Raw genomic sequence first — 17,831 nt, 5'->3', positions numbered from 1 at the left:
ACGCTGCTCCCCGTGGACGACCCCCTGTGCGGGGAGGGCCTGGACACGCTCCCGGGGTGCTACACCTCGTGGTCTTACCGCCAGAAGAATCGGGCGATCAGGTTGGTGCCCGACAGCAGTACCAGTACCAGGACCAGAGTGCGAAAGCGGCCCGGGGAGAGCCGGCCACGCAGGCGAATGCCCAGCCATGTCCCCGCCAGCATGGGCAGGCACAGCCACAGGGCTGGACCCAGCAGCCCGCTGCGGTAGATGCCCACCTGGAGGTAGGTGAGCACCTGGGTGGAGGTCCCGATCAGGAACAGGACTGTGACCCAGAAGACGAACTCGTCCTTGCCCAGGCGCAGGCTGTCCACGTAGGCCGCCAGCAGAGGGGCGTAGATACTGGTGGCGCCGCCGAGCAGCCCCGCGGCCGCGCCCACGCCCAGGCTCAGCGGAGGGCGAGGTGCAGAAGACAGTCGTAGCGGGAGGCGCGCCAGCTCGGCGGTGGAGTAGCCCACCGCCACCACGCCCAGCACCGCCGCCAGAACCGCCGGATTGATCTCCCGCAGCATGCGCGCGCCGACCGCTGCACCAGCCACCAGCCCCAGAATCAGCCAGCCCATCTGCCGCAGGTGGCCCCCCGGGCCCCAGCCCTGCGCCACCATGAAGAGGTTACTGGCCACCGTGGGCACCACGATGATCACCACGGCAGAATGCGGGCCGACGACGTTAGCCACCAGCGGCACGGCGATCAGCGGGAAACCCAGCCCGGCGAGGCCTTTTACCGTGGCCGCGCCGAAGACGATGGCGCTGACAAGGGCCATGGCCTGCGGCGACAGGCTCGGGATGTCCATGCGCTGTCCTCGTCACCAGCCTTTGACCCACATCTCTTCATCCTAGTAGACCTTCTCATCCACCGCGTCCGCCTCCGCCGCGTCGGCCTCGACCAGCCGGCCTGGCCGGGGAGCGCCCAGCACCTCCTGGTAGCACTCGTGCTGGATGAGCAGGCTCATTATCTCGTTGGTGCCGGTCCAGATCTGCGTCAGGCGCGTGTCGCGCAGGATCCGCTCCAGCGGGAAGACATTGGTGTATCCGATGCCGCCCACGATCTGCATGGCCAGGTTGATAACCTCCCAGGCGGTCTCGGTGGCGAACCGCTTGGCCTCACTCACCAGGCGCCGGGCGCTCGGCAATCCGGAGTCGGTAGCCGACCGCCACCTCCAGGGCCGCCCGCGCGCCTCCCAGCGCGCCGCCGGTCGAGGCCAGACGCTCCGGCACCATCATGGTGTTGAAGACCTCCACACCATGGCTGAGCCTCCTTTGATCTCACTCCTGCAAGATGTCTTCTCTGATGCAGGGGGTGCCTCCCTCGGACTTCAGGTGGTCCAGCAGACGGGCCTCGCCCACTCGCTCGTTGCTCCCAGACAACCTGCCCCTAGCATTGCCCCACGTTGTCCCCGTGAACTTGCCTTCCTTTGAGGGCTACACCCCCTTGAGCAAGGGCCGGAGACCAGGTTCACCCGGCGGAGGGCAACAGACTGAAGGACTCTTTCCCCCGCACGGCTAAGATTTGGGCAATCCGTGGCAGGCGGGTCAAGGGGGGAAGGCGTATGGGCAAGGGATGGGTTGCCCTCCTCATGGGGGTCACGGTCACGCTGGCGGCGGGGATGTTCCTGTCTCCCTCCTCAGTGGCGCAGGTCCCCACCCTGGGACGGAATGTCAAGGTCGGCATTGTCGACACCTACAGCGGACCGCCGGCCGTGTTCAGCAATGACGCCCTCAACGGGTTCAAGCTGGCCCTGGGCGAGATCAACAGGGATGGAGTGCTCGGCGCCAGGATCGAGTTCGTCACCCGGGATGAACGGTTCTCACCGGAAATCGGGTTGAGCATGGCCCGAGAGCTTATCCTGCAGGAACGGGTAGATCTCCTCGTGGGTACCATCAACAGTGCCACTGCGCTGGCCATCTCTGCCCTGGCCCGGGAGCAGAAGATCCCGTTCATCGTCTGGATTTCCAAGAGCGAGGCCATCACCGGGGCCCAGGGGCACCGCTATGTGTTCTCCACCACGGAGAACACGGCCATGGCCGGCAAGGCCCTCGCCGAATACTTTGCCCGGAAGCCCTTCCTCAGGTTCTGGATCGGCGCCGAAGACTATGAGTACGGCCACGCCATCACCAACTCGTTCTGGCGGTTCATGAAGCGGGCGAAGCCCGAGGCGACCCTGGCGGGGCAGACCTGGTGGCGGACCGGCGAGCCTGATCTCGTCCCGTACCTGACGTCCATAATGGCCGGCCGGCCCGAGGCGGCCTTCTTCGGCACGGGTGGCGCGGGCATGGCCAACGTGCTGCGAACGATGCTGACCGTGGGGTTTGCCGAACGAGTGCCCAGCGCGATTCATACGGCCATCGACTTCACGGCGCTGCGCCCCCTGGGACTGAACGTGCCCGAAGGGGTTACCGGCACCACCGATTACCTCTGGTACTACCCGGAGACACCGGCCAACCAGGCCTTCGTCCGGGCGTTCCAGGCGGCCTACGGTACGCCGCCAGGATTTCCGGCCTTCCACGGCTACAACACGGCCTACTTCATCGCGGAGGCCATCCGGAAAGCCCGATCGCTGGACAGGGAGAAGATCATCGATGCGCTGGAAGGCCTGAGGATTCGATCCCCGGTGGGCGAAGTGGAGATGCGGGCCTGCGATCACCAGGTCATCTACCCCATCATTGCCGGGGTGACCAAGAAGAATCTGCAGCTCAACGCCATTGTCGCCGCCAATCCGGTGATCCTGCGGGGCGCGGACGTCATGCCCACCTGCGAGGATGTGGCCCGAGCCCGGCGGCGGTGAGGGCAACCTCGTTGCACGGTTAGAGCGGCGGCCGGGCGCGCCCGTCCGCCCGGTCGCCGCCCCGCCCTCTCCGGGATGGATCTCCAGGTAATCGGCAGCCAGCTCCTGGTCGGCCTGAGCCGGGCGATGATTCTGTTCATCGTCTCCGCCGGGCTGAGCTTCGTCCTGGGCGTGCTGCGGGTGCCCAACGTGTTCCACGGGTCGCTGTACATGATTGGCGCATTCGCAGCCTTCACCATCGCCACGGGGCTGGGGAGCAACGCCGCGGGGCTGTGGCTGGCGTTGCTGGCGGCTCCCCTGGCGGGGGCAGTGGTCGGCCTGGTGGTCGAGCGCGCGCTGCTGTCCCGGCTGTATGAGCGCGAGCACCTGATGCTGATCCTGTTCACCTGGGGCATCATGCTCATCCTCAACGACGTGGTGAAACTCATCTGGGGGGCGGACTATCGTTCCGTGCTGGCCCCGCCCATCCTGCGGGGGGCCGCCCACATCCTGGGGGCGGCGGTGCCCCGGTACAATCTCTTCCTGCTGCTGGTGGGCCCGCTGGTCGCGGTGGGGATGTGGGCCTTCACCCACAAGACCCGGCTGGGCCGGATGGCCAGGGCGGCGGCGGTGGACCGGGAGATGGTGGGTGTCCTGGGCATCGACGTGAGCCGGATCCTGGCCGCGGCGTTCCTGGTCGGAAGTTATCTCGCCGGCCTGGGCGGCGCGCTGGTGGCCCCCACCACCAGCATTACGCTGGGGATGGACCACACCATCATCATCGAAGCATTCCTGATCGTCACCATCGGCGGGCTGGGGAACCTCTGGGGGGCCCTGGTCGGTGCGCTGCTCTTTGGGGTCACGCAGTCGCTGGGGCTGTTGATCTGGCCCCAGTTTGCCATCGTCTTCCCGTATGCGGCCACGGTGCTGGTGCTGCTCGTGCGGCCCACCGGGTTGCTCCGCTCGGTGTGGTAGAGAGGTCCGTGCGCGCACAGTTCCTGGGGCGGTCAGTACCCGCCAGCGTGCTGGCCGCCGTCGCCATCCTGGCCGCGGCCCCGGCCGTCCTGCCCTCGTTCTACACCTACCTCCTGGCCCTGGCCCTGGTGATGGGGCTGCTGGCCACCAGCCTGAACCTGGCGCTGGGCTACGGAGGGATCTACCAGTTTCACCATGCGGTGTTCTACGGTGTGGGAGCCTACACCGCCGCGCTGGCCATTACCAGGTGGGGATGGCCAGCCTGGGCGGCCTTCCTCGCCGGTCCCCCGGCGGCCGCCCTGACGGGATGGCTGATCGGCTGGGTCTGCGTGCGGCTGACCCGGCTGTATTTCGGCATGCTGCAGATCTCGCTGGGGTCGCTGCTCTGGGTCATCGTCCTGCGCTGGTACTCGTTCACCGGTGGCGACAATGGCATTCACGGAATTCCGCTGCCGCCGATCCTGCGCCCCGTGGAGAACGTCTATTATCTTATCCTGGCCGCTGTGGCCGCGTCGCTGGCGGCCCTGTATCTGATCGTCAGGTCTCCGTTTGGGGCCACGCTCCAGGCGGTGCGGGATAACCCCCAACGCTGCCAGGTGGTGGGTATCGACGTGCGCGTGCACCGGTTGGTGGCCATCATCATCGCCGCGTTCTTCGCCGGGGCGGCGGGCGTCCTCTATGTGGCGCTGGAGCGGTCGGTCTTTCCCAACATGCTCTTCTGGGTGCTGTCCCTGGAGATTCTGGTGATGTGCCTGCTCGGCGGATGGTTCACCTTTCTGGGGCCGATGCTGGGCGCGGCCATCGTGGTCACCCTGCGGATCATCGCCGGCCGGTACACCGAGAACTGGACCACGATCTTAGGCATCATGTTGATCCTCCTGATCTTCTTCATGCCCGAAGGCGTCATGGGGCACGTTCAGGAGCGCATGATCCGGATGAGGTCACAGGCTCCCCGGCCCCGACCGGGCGCAGGCCCCGATGCCTGAACTTCTGCGCGTCCAGCGCGTCGCCAAGGCGTTCGACGGATTCCCGGCGGTGGACGGCGCGGACCTGGGCGTAGATGCCGGTGCCATCGTGGCAGTCATCGGACCCAATGGCGCGGGGAAGACTACGCTGTTCAATCTCATCACGGGAGTGCTGCGGCCGGACCGCGGGCAGATCATATTCGACGGCACCGAGATCACGGGACTTCCTGCGCACGAGATCTGCCGGCGCGGGATTGGACGCACATTTCAAATTGTGAACATCTTCCCCCGGCTGACCGTCTTCAGGAATGTCCAGGTCGCGGTGCTGTCGAGACACCGGGCGAGCCTGAATCTCTTTGCGGCGGCAGACGGCCTGGCCGTGGTGCAAACCGAACGCATCCTGGCCGACACCGGTCTGCTGAGCAAAGCCGACCACCTGGCGGGAACCCTTTCCCACGGCGACCAGCGCATCCTGGAAATAGCCATCGCCCTGGGCAGTCAGCCCCGGCTGCTGGTCCTGGACGAGCCCACCGCGGGAATGTCGCCCGAAGAGACCGCCGCCACCCTGGTCCTGATCAGGCGCCTGGCGCGGGAGCACGGCTTGACCATCCTGTTCTGCGAGCATGACATGGACGTGGTCTTCGCTGCGGCGGAAAGCATCATGGTCATGCATGGCGGCCGGACCATCATGCAGGGGCCGCCGGAGGCGGTACGGCGGAATCCCGCAGTCCAGGAGGCCTACCTGGGGGCGGGCGATGCTTGAGGTCCAGGGGATCCACACCTACTACGGCCTGAGCCACATCCTTTTCGACGTGTCGCTGCGCGTTGACCGGGGGGAGGTGGTCTGCCTCCTGGGCCGCAACGGAGCCGGCAAGACCACCACCCTGAAGAGCATCATGGGGATAGTGCCCCCGCGGCGCGGGCGCATCCGCTTCAAGGGGGTCGATCTCGGGGGCCTTCCCCCGCATCGGATTGCACGCCTGGGCATCGGCTACGTCCCCGACGACCGCCGGATCTTCGCCGACCTGACGGTGGCGGAGAACCTGGAGATTGCCGCCCGAAAACCCACCCGCCAAGCCGGCTGGGACCTGGCAGCGGTGTTCGAGCTCTTTCCGATCCTGAAGGAAAAAGCCTCCCGCAAAGGCGGGCATCTCAGCGGAGGCGAGCAGAAGATGCTGGCCATCGCCCGGGCCCTGGTGGGGAATCCTGAACTTCTCCTGCTGGACGAACCGCTGGAAGGGCTGGCCCCACGCTTGGTGCGCGCTCTCGAAGAGCGGATTCTTGATCTCAAGGCTACGGGGCTCACGGTCCTGCTGGCGGAGCAGAACGTCCAGGCGGCTCTCAGGATCGCCGACCGGGGTTATGTCATCGATGATGGTCGCATTCGCTACCACGGCAGCGTCAGCGACCTTAGGGGCAACCAGGAGGTGAGGCGCCGCTACCTGCTGGTGTGAGCCTGGCGCTCAGAAGATCTTGCCGGGATTCAGGATGCCCTGTGGATCGAAGAGATCCTTCACCCGGCGCATCCACTCCACGGCGGGGCCGTGTTCCAGGTGGAGGAGTCTTCTCTTCCGCAAGCCCACGCCGTGCTCGCCGCTGATGGTCCCCCCCAGGCGTACCGCCGCCTCAGCCACGCGCTCTGCAAATTGCTCGGCACGAGGGTAGTCCGCCGGCGCCACCGCCACCAGCGTGTGGAAGTTCCCCTCCCCTACGTGCCCCACGATGGACCCCGGCAGGTCCATGTCCGCCAGCAGGCGTTGTGCCTGCGTGACCATCTCCGGCAGGCGGGTAAGGGGCACGGCCGTGTCGGTGATCATGTAGGAGCAGCCGGGGAAGAGCGCGATAAGCGCCCAGTAGAGCTTGTGACGGGCTTCCCACTGCGCGTCCCGTTCGAGGGGAGTCCTGGCGATATCCACCGACAGTGCCCCGGCGGCGTCCAGCAATCCCTGCACTTCCCTGGATTCTTCGCCGATGGCGGCGGCGGTGCCGGAGTGGAACTCGAGGAAGAGGGCCGGACTCTCCGGGTATGTACGATTCAGGTAGCGGTTCACGGCCCTCATGCCCAGTTCATCGACCATTTCAAGCCGGGCGACAGGCAATCCACTGGCCAGGATAAGGGTGGCTCCCTCCACGGTGGCGTCCAGATTGGGGAAGACAGCCCTGATAGTGTGGACATGGACAGGCCGGGGGTGCAGCCGCACGGTGAGTTTGGTGATCACGCCCAGTGTGCCCTCCGATCCGATGAACAGGTCCTTCAGGTCGTAGCCGCTGCTGGTCTTCTGCACCGGCCGGCCGACCTGTAAGACCTCTCCGCTGGCCAGGACCACCTCCAGGGCCAGGACATTCTGGCGCATCCCGCCGTAGCGGATGGTCGTGGTCCCGGAGGCGTTGGTGGCCGCCATCCCGCCCAGCGTGGCCTCCGCGCCTGGGTCCACCGGAAAGAAAAGCCCGTGTCGCTCCAGGGCCCGGGTGAGAGCCGGATAGGTCAGGCCGGCCTCGACCACGGCCAGGAAATCCTGCGGCCGAAGTTCCAGGAGGCGATTCAACCTGGAAAGATCCAGGCTGATGGCTGAGCCCTGGGGGAGCAACTGGGCTTCCAGGCTCGTGCCGGCTCCGAAGGGAATGACCGCAATGTGGTGGGTCGACGCCCAGGCGAGGACCAGCTGGACGTCCTGGACCGATTCGGCGAAGACCACCGCAAGAGGAGGGCGGGCCTCGGGATAACTCTCGCACCGGCCGTGGGTTTCGAGGATGTAGGGATTGAACGTGACTTTCTCGGCAAGTTGCGCCCGCAGATCCTCCAGCGGATCACTCCCCATGGCAACCCCGCCCTGCGGCCCCGATTCCCGGGCCCGGGAGCACCTCAGGAAACCGGCCCGGAGCCAGATCTCCTTTGATCTTACGCCTGCATGATGTCTTCTCTGGTGCAGGGGGGTGGCTCCTTGGGACTTCAGGCGGTCGAGCAAACGGGTCTCGCCCACTCGCTCGCTGCTCCCAGCGCACCTGCCGCTTGTACGTGTGCTTGCGCTGCTCCAGCAGCCCCTCTCGCCATTGACACCGCAGGATTGAGCATTGCCCCGTCCCGGGGTTTGATGGTGGGCGCTGGAGGACTTGAACCTCCGACCTCCTCTGCGTCAGAGAGGCGCTCTTCCTCTGAGCTAAGCGCCCGGCAGGCCGGCGCCAGACCGGAACCGGCGCTAGAAGTATACCTCAGGAGGGCGGCCGGCGGAACCGGGCCCTGCCCGCCCCGTCTACCGTGCCTGGCCGGCGCGCTGTCTCCGCCCCGCCTGTTGTGCCCGGGGCGCGGGAGACCTTCGCCGCAGGTACCGCTCCTCCAGGACCTCCCTCAACACCACCGCGCTGTTGTGCTCCCTGTCGCGGGCGGCGTAGACCAGCGTGACCGGACCGGCCCGGGCGGCAGCGGCCAGCCGGTGCAGCAGCGCTTGCTTCTCCGGCGCCTGTAGCTCCGCGCGGTAGCGCCGGCGGAACTCCTCCCAGCGGGCCGGATCGTGCCCGAACCACGTGCGCAGTTCCGGGCTGGGGGCCAGATCCTTCAGCCACCCCGCCAGCCGGGCTTCCTGCCGCGACACCCCGCGGGCCCAGAGACGCTCCACCAGAAAACGCTGCCCGTCTCCGGGGGAAGGCAGCTCGTAGATACGTTTGACCCTGAGCATTCTTCCTGGCGCCACCGTGGAGCCGGCGGTGTCCCAGCAGCGGGCTTACCGCGGCTTCTCCGCCATCAGCGGCACCAGGCGCACCGCCACCAGCACCGCCACCACCACGCCGGCAGTGACCTGCACGATGTTGAAAGGCACCTCGGTAAGCGCAGCGGCGACGGCGGTGGCGGGTGTGGGGGCGATGCCCAGGAACCGGGCAAAGAGCGTCTCCGCGGCGAAGTAGCCCGCCACCATCCAGGCCCCACCCAGGACCGTGGCCCGCAGCCGGAGGGGCGTCGTCGGGCCGGCCAGGCGGCCCACCAGGTACCCTTCGATGCCCTTAATCACCAGGGTGAATGGGGCGAACTGGGGTGCCGCGGCCAGGTCGGCCAGGGCCGAGCCCACGCCACCGGCCAGCAACCCCACCAGCGGCCCAAAGGCCAGGGCGGCGATGTAGATGACCACCTCTCCCAGGTTGAAGTAGCCCTTCGTCGCCGGGATGGGAATCACCGTGTAGCGCGTAACCACGAAGGTCAGAGCCACAAAGATTGCGGCCGCAGCCAGGTCCCGGGACTTCACAGTGACCACCTCACAGTCTGCACAGGTATCGTCCTTCAGTATATCCCAGCAGCGCGGTCGGCGCCTTCGCCACCGCGACCGGAGACGAACAAAACGTTCCGGCCTGCGGCAGAGGCGAAAGAGGAGATCACGCCAGGCTAAAGAACTACCCAAGTACTCCTGGACGCGATGTGCTGAGGACACCGTTACCCGCACCGCAGGGGAGGAGGGATCATGCGCAGATCTGCAGGGGTGCTCGCGGTTATCCTGGTGGCGGCGGCGCTGGTCGCCGCCGGGTGCCAGCGACAGCAGGCGCGACAGCCGGCTCCCGCGCCAGCGCCGGCCGCTCAGGTTCCAGATCTGGGAGGGCGTACCATCCGCGTGGCTACCGACGCCACCTACCCGCCCTTCGAGATGCTCGATGAGAACAAGAACATCATCGGCTACGACATCGACCTGATCAACGAGATCTGCCGCCTGGTCAACTGCAAGCCGGAGATCAAGAGCACGGCCTGGGAAGGCATCTTCGCCGCGCTGCAGAAGGGGGACTACGACGCCGTCATCTCCGGGGTGACCATCACCGAGGAGCGCGACAAGACCATGGACTTCACCATGCCCTACATCGAGGTGGGGCAGGTGGTCCTGGTGCGCTCGGACGAGGAGCGCATCAGGGGGGCTGACGACCTGGCGGACAAGGTTGTGGCCGTTCAGACCGGCACCACCAATGACGAGCTGGCCACCAAGCTGCAGAACGAGGGCAAGATCAAGGAGGTCAAGCGCTTCCGCACCTTCGACCTGGCCGTGCAGTCCCTGCTGCAGAAGGATGCAGACGCCGTGCTCATCGACAGCGTGGCTGCCTCCGGCTACATGGGCACCAACCCCGGGCAGCTAAAGGTGGTGGGGGAGAAGCTCACCAGCGAGGGTCTGGGGATCGTGGTGCGCGAGGGTGACAAGACGCTGCAGGACGCCTTCAACGCCGCCCTCACCCAGCTCAAGGAGCAGGGCTTCCTGGACAAGCTCTACCAGAAGTGGTTCGTGGAGTGGAAGCCGAAGTAGTGCCGCTGGCTGGCGGCCCGGCTAGCCGGGGGCACCCCGGGGATCGCAGGCGGTTCTTGGGACTCCCGCCTACCGGCTGAGCCCGGCTCTGGGGCAGGCTGCTGGTTCGGGTGCGGGGAGGGAGGCACCTCCCCGCACCCGAACGGTTTCTCTGCATGGGGCCCTCGACCGCACCCCCCACAGAAGCCGCGGCCCACCTCGCCGCCCGGGGACGGCTGCTTCCTCTCGATGTCCTGCAGCGCGTGCCCTGGTGGGGCGTTATCCTCATCCTGGGCGGGCTGCTGGTCCTCTACGGTATCCTCAACTCCCCCGTCTACGTCGAAACCTATCGGTTCCTGGCCGCAGGCGTGGTCCTTACCATCCGCCTGGCCGTCTCCTCCTACGCCCTGGCCATGGTCCTGGGGCTGATCGCCGCGCTGGCCCAGCTCTCCCGCCACCCGGTCCCCTACACCCTCTCCCGGCTGTACATCGAGGTCATCCGCGGCGTTCCGCTGCTGGTGCAGCTCCTCTACATCGCCTTCGTGGTCACGCCGGCGCTGGCGGATGCCACCGGCATCCGCTGGTTCCGCAACGACATGGTCCGGGCCACGCTGGGCCTGGGGATCGGCTACGGGGCCTACCTGGCGGAGATCTACCGCGCGGGCATCGAGTCCATCCCCCGCGGGCAAATGGAGGCGGCGCGCTCCCTGGGGCTCTCCTACTGGCAGGCCATGCGCTTCATCATCCTGCCGCAGGCGGTGCGGGTGATCCTGCCGCCGCTGGCCAACGACTTCATCTCCATGCTCAAGGACTCCTCGCTGGCTTCGGTGATCTCGGTGCAGGAACTCACCTACTCCGGCGCCCTGCTCAACGCCCGGACCTTCCGCTCATTCCAGACGTACAATATGGTGGCGCTGCTCTACCTGACCATGAGTCTGGTGGGCTCGCTGGGCGTGCGCGGGATCGAGCGCTGGGCCACCCGCGGCCGCCACTGACATACACCCGCGGTCGCCCCTGACGTAGACTGGAGACGGACCATGTTCCGATACATCGTGGCCCGGCTGGCGCTGACTGTCCCCATGCTGCTCATCCTGCTCTCCCTGGTCTTCGTCATCCTGCGCATCCTGCCCGGAGACCCCTGCCTGGCCCTGCTGGGGGGCCGCAATGTCACCCCGGAGGACATCGCCCAGTGCCGGGAGCTGTTGGGCCTGAACCGGCCGATCCTGGTGCAGTACCTGGACTACCTGGGCGACGCCGTGCGCCTGGACTTCGGCACCTCGGTGCGCACCGGACTGCCGGTGGCGCAGGAGCTGCTGCTGCGCTTCCCGGCCACCTTCGAGCTGGCCATCTTTGGCATGCTGGGGGCGACTCTGCTGGGGCTCTTTAGTGGCGTCTACGCCTCAGTACGGCGGGACCGCCGCGCCGACCACGTGATCCGCGTGCTGAACATCGCCTCCTTCGCCATGCCCATCTTCTGGATCGGCCTGATGTTCCTCATGCTCTTCGCCGTGCGCTGGCGGCTCTTTCCCGCCGGCGGACGGCTGGACCCGGTGGCCGCCGCCTTCTTCGTCCCCATCACCAACATCTACACCCTGGATACCCTGCTGCGCGGCGACCTGACCCTGTTCGCCAGTGCCGTGCGCCACCTGATCCTGCCCGCCCTTACGCTGGCCATCGTCGTCTCCGGGTTCATCGGCCGGATGACCCGCTCCAGCATGCTGGAGGTACTGGACCGGGAGTACGTCACCGTGGCCCGGGCCAAGGGACTGCACGAGCGAAAGGTGATCACGCGGCACGCCCTGGCCAACGCCCTGATCCCTATCGTTACGGTGGTGGGACTGCAGTTCGCCCTGCTCATGGCGGGGGCGATCCTCACCGAGACCGTCTACTCCTGGCCGGGGATCGCCCGCTACCTGCTGGAGGGTATCTCCTCCCGGGACTTTACCGCCATTCAGGGTGCGGTGGTCTTCATCGCCTTCTTCATCTCCGCGGTCAACCTGCTGGTGGACGTGCTCTACGCCCGCCTCGACCCGCGGATCCGCTTCTGATGCTGCGCCTGCGCCGCGACTACCTGCTGGTTGCCGGCATGGTCATCGTCGGACTGGTGGCGGCGGTGACCCTGCTGGCGCCCCTGCTCGCTCCCTTTGACCCCACGGTGCCTACCGACGGCGAACGCCTGCAGCCCCCTGGCCGACCCTACTACATGGGCACCGACCAGCTGCAGCGGGACGTGTTCAGTCGGGTGCTCCACGGCGGGCGAGTGCCCATCCTGGTAGCCCTCATCTCCTGCGCCCTCTCCCTGGTCCTGGGCACCACGCTGGGCTGGATCGCCGGATACGCCGGCGGCCGGCTGGACCGGGTCCTCTCCCTGGTCATGGACGCCATCTACTCCTTCCCCGCCCTGATCCTGGCCATCGCTATCGTGGCCATGCTGGGTCCCGGGCTGGCCAACATGACGGCGGCCATCGCCTTCGTCTACATCCCTACCTACTTCCGGGTGGCTCGCGGGCAGGTGCTGGCGGTGCGCACACAGGAGTTCGTGGAGGCGGCACGGGCCCTGGGGGCCTCAGGGGCACGGACGCTGGTGCGACACATCGCCCCCAACACGATGTCCGCGGTGATGACGGTGCCTTCGTTCAACATCGCCGATGCCATCCTCACCGAGGCAGCCCTCTCCTTCCTCGGCTTCGGCCTGCCGCCCCCCACGCCGGACTGGGGCTTCGACATCCAGAACGGCCAGAAGTTCCTCCAGGCGGGGTACTGGTGGCTGATCACCTTCCCCGGGCTGATGATCATCCTGCTCTCCGTGGGCTTCGGCATGATAGGCGAGGGCGTCAACGACCGGCTGAATCCCAGGCGGCGGCGCCTGGTGTGAGCACTCTACGGCAGGGCGCCCCGCCTGACCATCGGGGGCCTTACGCCAGCCGCCGCAGCAGGGCGGCCCGCCTCGCCGGCGAATGTTCCTTCTTTGAGCCACTGTCCGACGGTCTGCAGAATCCTCTCACAGGAGGTGGGGGCATGAGACAATCGCGCCTGGCCCTGGGAGTCCTGCTGCTGGCGGCGCTGCTGCTGGCCGGGGGTCCTGCTATCGCACCGGCCGCGGCGCCCCAGGACACCATCGTCCTGGGCACCACGGATAAGATCACGGAGCTGTCCCCGGAGAACTCATACGACTACTGGACCTGGCACGTCTTCGGACAGATCTCCGAAGCCCTGGTGCAGTTCAAGCCGGGGACGACCGATATCGTCGGCCAGCTGGCCGAGTCCTGGCAGATCGCCCCGGACGGGCTGAGCTACACCTTCCGCCTGCGCCCGGGAGTGACCTTCACCGACGGGAGGCCCTTCGACGCGGCCTCGGTCAAGCAGTCCCTGGAGACGGTGCTGCGGCGCAAGGGGCCTGAGGGCGGTGTGGCCCTCATCGAGAACATCAAGACGGTCGAGGTGGTCGATACCCGGACCGTGCGCATCAGGGTCAAGGAGCGGGACGCCACCTTCCTTTCCCGCATGACCTGGGGCGTGGCGCCCGCACACATCTACCGCTTCACCGGGCCGGCCAACGAGTACGCCAAGGGGCGCTTCGTCGGGACGGGCCCCTACCGCCTGGCCCAGTACGTGCCCGACCAGCGCACGGTCTACGAGGCCTATCCCGGCTACTGGGGTCCTCAGCCCCGGAGCAAACGGGTAATCACCGTCTTCTACGCCGACGCCTCGGCCCTGGCGGCGGCGGTGGAGGCCGGGCAGGTGGACGTGGGCTTCCGCACCTTCAACCCCGAGGACATCCGCCGTCTGCAGCAGAGCCCGCGGGTGTCCGTGCTGCGCGGACCCAGCCTCTCCGTGCGGTACATTGTCTTTAACGTGACGGCCAAGCCCTTCGACGACGTGCGGGTGCGCCGCGCCGTGGCCTTTGCCCTGGACCGCGACCGCATCGCCCGCAACGTCTTCGGCGGCATCAACACCCCGCTGTACAGCATGGTCCCACCGGGGCTGTGGAGCCACATAGAGGCCTTCCCCAAGCGGAACCTGGACCAGGCGCGCAGCCTGCTGCGAGAGGCCGGGTACAGCGAGGGCAAGAAGCTGACCCTGATCCTGTGGCTGACCCCCGTGCGCTACGGGAACACCGAGCCCGACGCCGGCGCGGTAGTCAAGCGGGCCATCGAGGAGACGGGTCTGGCCAGCGTGGAAATCAAGACCCAGGAGTGGGCCACCTACACCAAGTCCATGGCCGCCGGGCAGTTCGGCATGTTCTTCCTGGGGTGGTTCCCGGACTTCGTCGACCCGGATAACTTCCTCTCCCCCTGGCTGATCGAATCGCCGGAGGGCCTGGGGACCTTCCTGAACAAGGCGACCAGCGCGCGGGACAAGCAGTACTACGATCAGTTCAAGCAGATGCTGACCCAGGCCAAGATGACGGCTGACCGCGCGGAACGCACCCGCCTCTACCAGCAGGCACAGCGCCTGCTGGCGGAGAGCGCCATCCTGGTGCCCATGTGGTCCAACAACCTGCAGGCCTATGCCATCTACCAGAAGAACGTGAAGGGGATCATCCTCAACCCGGACATGAGCTTCCGCACCTGGACGGTGTTCAAGGAATAGCCGCGGATAGATCCCGCAAAACGCCAGGAGCGCCGAACGATGGCCCTCCTGGCGTTTTGCGCAGCCGGCGGAAGCGGGACCTGCGGCCGCGCCCGGTGGGTCGGGGCCTACGGCCGCGGCCGGGGAGACTCCAGGACCTCAGGGTTGACCGGGTTGGGCGGGCGCCGCCCCTCCAGCACCGCCAGCAGGTTCTCCACGGCCATCAGGGCCATCTGGGTGCGGGTCTCGATGCTGGCGCTGGCGATGTGAGGGGCCACAATCACGTTGTCCAGGGCCAGCAACGGGTGGTCGGGCTGCACCGGTTCCTGTTCGAAGACGTCCAGCGCCGCGCCCCAGATCCACCTCTCCCGCAGCGCTTCGGCCAGGGCCAGGGTGTCCACGATGGGCCCGCGGGCGGTGTTCACCAGGACCGCGGTGCGCTTCATCATCTTCAACTGCTCCCGGCCAATGAGGTGGCGCGTCTCCGGGGTGAGCGGGGTGTGGATGCTGAGAAAGTCCGCCTCCCGCAGCACCTCCTGGAAGGGGCGGTACTCGATTCCCAGCTCCGATTCCAGGTCGGGGCGGCGGACCACATCGTAGTAGAGGATGCGCATGCTGAATCCCTTCGCCCGGCGGGCCACCGCGCTGCCAATGCGCCCCAGGCCCACCAGCCCCAGGGTCGCCCCGTGCACATCCTGCCCCAGGAAGAGCATCGGCTCCCAGGAACGCCACTGTCCGGCCCGCGTGTACCGGTCCGCCTCCACCAGGCGGCGGGCCGCCGCCAGGATCAGGGCCATGGCGAAGTCGGCGACGGTCTCGGTGAGCACTCCGGGGGTGTTGGTGACCACGATACCGCGGGCCGTGGCCACGGGGACGGCGATGTTGTCATAGCCCACCGCATAGTTGGCGACCACGCGCAGCCGCGGCGCCCGTTCCAGCAGCTCGCCGTCGATGCGGTCGGTGAGCAGGGAGAGCAGGCCGTCGATATCGGCCACCTCCCGCAGCAGGACCTCGCGCGGCGGGGGGACATCGTGCTGCTCCCACACCCGCATCTCTGTACGCTCCCGCAGCAGGGCCATGGCCCGCTCGGGCAGGGGGCGGCAGACATATACCTTGGGACGGGCCATCGGCTATCTCCCTTCCGTCATTGGGACCCAACCATCAGGACTCGCCTGCAGGCTTCAGAGCCCGGCGCCGCAGGCGTCAGTCGGTCTCCTGCACCGCCGGGTGCTCGCGCAGCCGGCGCACCACGACCTCCAGCAGCCGGACGGCCATCTCCGGGTGCTCCTGGAGCAGCGCCCGGAAATCCCAGCGGACCAGCTGCAGGCAGCGGGTGCGCTCCCGGGCGGTGACCGTGGCGGTGCGGGCGCGCTCCTCCAGCAGCGCCAGCTCGCCGAAGAACTCCCCCGGGCCCATGTCGCGGATGTGGTGCCCGTCGTGGCTCACCTCCACCCGCCCCTCCACGATGAGGAAGAACCCAATGCCCGGGTCGCCCTGCCTCACGATCAGGGCGCCCGGCTCATAGGTCCGCTCCTTCAGGGACCGGGTCACAGCCTCCAGCTCCCCGGCCGACAGGCTGCTGAAGATCGGGACGTTTTGCAGGTACTGGACGTACGAGCCTTCCGCCACTGCTCACCCCCGGAGCCGGAAATCGAGTCTGGATTCGTCGGCAGACCAGCCCCTCCCTCTCCCCTCGCCGCGAGCTGCCTGTCCAACCAACATGACCGTAGGTTGGACTGAGGGCGGGGTCCCCAGGAATGACCTGCGATTCTGGGGGTGCCCTATCGCAGCCAGGCCGTCCGTTCCGCGGCGGGGGTGCGGCGCTTCTGCGGGACCTCAGCCGGGTAGCCCACGTACAGGACGCCGGTGATCCTCCGCTCGGGCGGGAGCCCCAGGAACTCCCTTAATGGCGGGTAGTCGCGCAGGGGGCCGGTCCGCCAGTAGGAGCCGACGCCGAAGCTCCACAGCCCCAGCATCAGGGCGTACGCCGCGGCGAAAGCCGACCACAGGTCCTCCTCCCGCATCTCCGGGTCCTCGGCCAGGGCCGAGGTGACGATGATGATGGCCGGCGTCTGCGCCGTTTCCTGGTAGAGGCGTTCCAGCGCGGGCTGCACCTCGGGCGCGTCGGGATTGGGCATGGTGGAGCGGCGGAAGTCGCGCCGGATCTCGGCGAAGCGGCGCTTGGCTTGCCCCTCCAGGACAAAGAACTGCCAGGGTTCGGTGAGCCGGTGGTTGGGGACCCAGACGGCGGCCTCCAGGCATTGCTCAATGATGCTTCGGTCCACGGGGTCAGGCTTCATCCGGGCGACGCTGCGCCGGGTCTTGATCAGTTCCAGCATGTCCATGGACGCCACCTCACAGGCAGGATGCTCATGCTGCAGCCTATAGTAGCAGCTCCCGCAGGAAGTCGGCGCAGAAGGTGTCCGCGCCCGAAGCGCCATGTATAATTCCTCTACGGTGCGGTATCTCTTCCTGATCCCGCTGATCCTCTTCCTGGCCGGCCCCCTGCCGGCGGGGGCGAACCACGTCTCTGTTGAGGTCCTGCTGCAGCGGATGTTCACCGATCCTTCGCCTGCGCCCTATGAGGCGGGAGCCCTCTTTGAGGGCGACATGGTCGCCATGTGGCGGGGCGGGCGCCTCACGGTCAGGGCCGCCGGGTCTTACCGGGAGTGGCGGGCAACGCCCGGGGGGCTGCGCCGCCGCCAGGTCACCATCACCCGCCTCGACCTTCCCCTGGTCCTGCGGCCCTTCGAGGCCAACCTGAAGAAAGTGCTGGCCGAGCGCGTCGAGCAGGAAGAGGGCACCCTGGCGCTGCTGGACGAATACGACGTCTTCATCGCCGAGGAGCTCCCCGGCGGCCGCTACCTCCTGGGTGCGGTGCGCAAGGACATCGTCACCGAGATCATCGGGCGCTACGGCCGGCCCGGCGACCTGCGGGACCCGGGGGTGCGTCGCGCTGTGGCCCGCTGGCTCTACCAGCCGACGCAGCGCGCCCTGGTGACGCGGCCGGGCGGCGCCTTCCTCATTACTGCGGTGGTGGACGAAGAGGGCGCCTACTACAGCCTGCTGCTCACCTACGACTGGGGGCCGGTGGGAACAGAGATCGACTGGGTCAAAGTCGGCGGAAGGCTGCTGTGGCGTCAGGTGAAGATGGACACATCCCTGGAGCTGCGCGGGTTCGGGCGGATCGACGGGCAGATGCACCTGCGCTTCCGCGACCACTGCTTCAACAGCGGCTGCCGGCGCTGACATATAATGGGAAGCGT

Annotated in this window: 20 protein-coding genes and 1 tRNA gene; 11 read left to right on the top strand and 10 right to left on the bottom strand. The window is 67.4% G+C overall.

Features of this window, described 5'->3' with window-relative positions; translation table 11 throughout:
* Window positions 1–74: 74 nt before the first annotated feature.
* The 3 genes from QN152_10495 to QN152_10485 are packed head-to-tail and all read right to left on the bottom strand — an operon-like array spanning window position 75 to window position 1,281.
* A complete protein-coding gene (locus QN152_10495) occupies window positions 75–833 on the bottom strand; it encodes a sulfite exporter TauE/SafE family protein (protein ID MDR7539938.1) in 759 nt (252 codons plus the stop codon).
* Window positions 834–875: 42 nt separating this feature from the next.
* Entirely contained in the window at window positions 876–1,151 is a 276-nt protein-coding gene (locus QN152_10490; protein MDR7539937.1) for an acyl-CoA dehydrogenase family protein, read from the bottom strand.
* Window positions 1,144–1,281: a hypothetical protein gene (locus QN152_10485; protein MDR7539936.1), complete on the bottom strand. Its 138-nt coding sequence runs from the start codon at window positions 1,279–1,281 to the stop codon at window positions 1,144–1,146. Before QN152_10485 ends, QN152_10490 begins: the two co-directional genes overlap by 8 nt.
* 308 nt (window positions 1,282–1,589) lie before the next feature.
* On the opposite strand from QN152_10485, the gene QN152_10480 reads away from it, so the two are divergent.
* The 5 genes from QN152_10480 (at window position 1,590) to QN152_10460 (ending at window position 6,198) form a co-directional block, all read left to right on the top strand.
* Complete coding sequence (locus tag QN152_10480; GenBank protein MDR7539935.1) at window positions 1,590–2,825, top strand: ABC transporter substrate-binding protein; 1,236 nt, start codon at window positions 1,590–1,592, stop codon at window positions 2,823–2,825.
* A gap of 75 nt (window positions 2,826–2,900) precedes the next feature.
* Window positions 2,901–3,779: a branched-chain amino acid ABC transporter permease gene (locus tag QN152_10475; protein MDR7539934.1), complete on the top strand. Its 879-nt coding sequence runs from the start codon at window positions 2,901–2,903 to the stop codon at window positions 3,777–3,779.
* An 8-nt stretch (window positions 3,780–3,787) separates the two neighbouring features.
* On the top strand, window positions 3,788–4,765 hold the full coding sequence (locus tag QN152_10470; protein ID MDR7539933.1) for a branched-chain amino acid ABC transporter permease: 978 nt from the start codon (window positions 3,788–3,790) through the stop codon (window positions 4,763–4,765).
* Entirely contained in the window at window positions 4,758–5,507 is a 750-nt protein-coding gene (locus QN152_10465) for an ABC transporter ATP-binding protein (protein ID MDR7539932.1), read from the top strand. The genes QN152_10470 and QN152_10465 overlap by 8 nt, the downstream gene beginning before the upstream one ends.
* The gene (locus QN152_10460) at window positions 5,500–6,198 is read left to right on the top strand and encodes an ABC transporter ATP-binding protein (GenBank protein ID MDR7539931.1); all 699 of its coding nucleotides are present in this window, start codon (window positions 5,500–5,502) and stop codon (window positions 6,196–6,198) included. The genes QN152_10465 and QN152_10460 overlap by 8 nt, the downstream gene beginning before the upstream one ends.
* Before the next feature lie 9 nt (window positions 6,199–6,207).
* Here the strand turns inward: QN152_10460 and QN152_10455 are convergent, their stop codons facing one another.
* The 4 genes from QN152_10455 to QN152_10440 form a co-directional block, all read right to left on the bottom strand.
* Window positions 6,208–7,563, bottom strand: a complete 1,356-nt coding sequence (locus tag QN152_10455) for an FAD-binding oxidoreductase (GenBank protein MDR7539930.1) — start codon at window positions 7,561–7,563, stop codon at window positions 6,208–6,210.
* Window positions 7,564–7,837: 274 nt separating this feature from the next.
* A tRNA-Val gene (locus tag QN152_10450) sits at window positions 7,838–7,912 on the bottom strand.
* Between the two features lie 83 nt (window positions 7,913–7,995).
* Entirely contained in the window at window positions 7,996–8,418 is a 423-nt protein-coding gene (locus QN152_10445) for a DUF488 family protein (protein ID MDR7539929.1), read from the bottom strand.
* A 45-nt stretch (window positions 8,419–8,463) separates the two neighbouring features.
* A complete protein-coding gene (locus tag QN152_10440) occupies window positions 8,464–8,979 on the bottom strand; it encodes an ECF transporter S component (protein ID MDR7539928.1) in 516 nt (171 codons plus the stop codon).
* 213 nt (window positions 8,980–9,192) lie between these two features.
* On the opposite strand from QN152_10440, the gene QN152_10435 reads away from it, so the two are divergent.
* The 5 genes from QN152_10435 to QN152_10415 all read left to right on the top strand — a co-directional run bounded on the left by QN152_10435 (window position 9,193) and on the right by QN152_10415 (window position 14,586).
* Window positions 9,193–10,014, top strand: a complete 822-nt coding sequence (locus tag QN152_10435) for a basic amino acid ABC transporter substrate-binding protein (GenBank protein MDR7539927.1) — start codon at window positions 9,193–9,195, stop codon at window positions 10,012–10,014.
* Window positions 10,015–10,169: 155 nt separating this feature from the next.
* Complete coding sequence (locus QN152_10430) at window positions 10,170–10,988, top strand: amino acid ABC transporter permease (protein ID MDR7539926.1); 819 nt, start codon at window positions 10,170–10,172, stop codon at window positions 10,986–10,988.
* A 42-nt stretch (window positions 10,989–11,030) separates the two neighbouring features.
* Complete coding sequence (locus tag QN152_10425) at window positions 11,031–12,041, top strand: ABC transporter permease (protein MDR7539925.1); 1,011 nt, start codon at window positions 11,031–11,033, stop codon at window positions 12,039–12,041.
* Window positions 12,041–12,868 carry an ABC transporter permease gene (locus QN152_10420; protein MDR7539924.1) on the top strand — a complete coding sequence of 276 codons (828 nt, stop codon included), beginning with the start codon at window positions 12,041–12,043 and terminating at the stop codon, window positions 12,866–12,868. Before QN152_10425 ends, QN152_10420 begins: the two co-directional genes overlap by 1 nt.
* 143 nt (window positions 12,869–13,011) lie before the next feature.
* Window positions 13,012–14,586: an ABC transporter substrate-binding protein gene (locus QN152_10415; protein ID MDR7539923.1), complete on the top strand. Its 1,575-nt coding sequence runs from the start codon at window positions 13,012–13,014 to the stop codon at window positions 14,584–14,586.
* Between the two features lie 107 nt (window positions 14,587–14,693).
* On the opposite strand, the gene gyaR is transcribed toward QN152_10415, so the two are convergent.
* The 3 genes from gyaR to QN152_10400 all read right to left on the bottom strand — a co-directional run bounded on the left by gyaR (window position 14,694) and on the right by QN152_10400 (window position 16,910).
* The gene (gyaR, locus tag QN152_10410; GenBank protein ID MDR7539922.1) at window positions 14,694–15,692 is read right to left on the bottom strand and encodes a glyoxylate reductase; all 999 of its coding nucleotides are present in this window, start codon (window positions 15,690–15,692) and stop codon (window positions 14,694–14,696) included.
* A 76-nt stretch (window positions 15,693–15,768) separates the two neighbouring features.
* On the bottom strand, window positions 15,769–16,194 hold the full coding sequence (locus QN152_10405; protein MDR7539921.1) for a cyclic nucleotide-binding domain-containing protein: 426 nt from the start codon (window positions 16,192–16,194) through the stop codon (window positions 15,769–15,771).
* Between the two features lie 152 nt (window positions 16,195–16,346).
* Entirely contained in the window at window positions 16,347–16,910 is a 564-nt protein-coding gene (locus tag QN152_10400) for a nitroreductase (GenBank protein MDR7539920.1), read from the bottom strand.
* A 94-nt stretch (window positions 16,911–17,004) separates the two neighbouring features.
* Here QN152_10400 and QN152_10395 point away from each other — a divergent pair, with 94 nt between their 5' ends.
* Window positions 17,005–17,814, top strand: a complete 810-nt coding sequence (locus QN152_10395; GenBank protein MDR7539919.1) for a hypothetical protein — start codon at window positions 17,005–17,007, stop codon at window positions 17,812–17,814.
* The last annotated feature ends 17 nt before the right edge of the window (window positions 17,815–17,831 follow it).

Source organism: Armatimonadota bacterium, assembly GCA_031459715.1.
Classification (GTDB): domain Bacteria; phylum Sysuimicrobiota; class Sysuimicrobiia; order Sysuimicrobiales; family Humicultoraceae; genus Humicultor; species Humicultor tengchongensis.
Note: the sequence above shows the minus strand (reverse complement) of the source record. Positions and strands in the feature narration are given on the sequence as shown.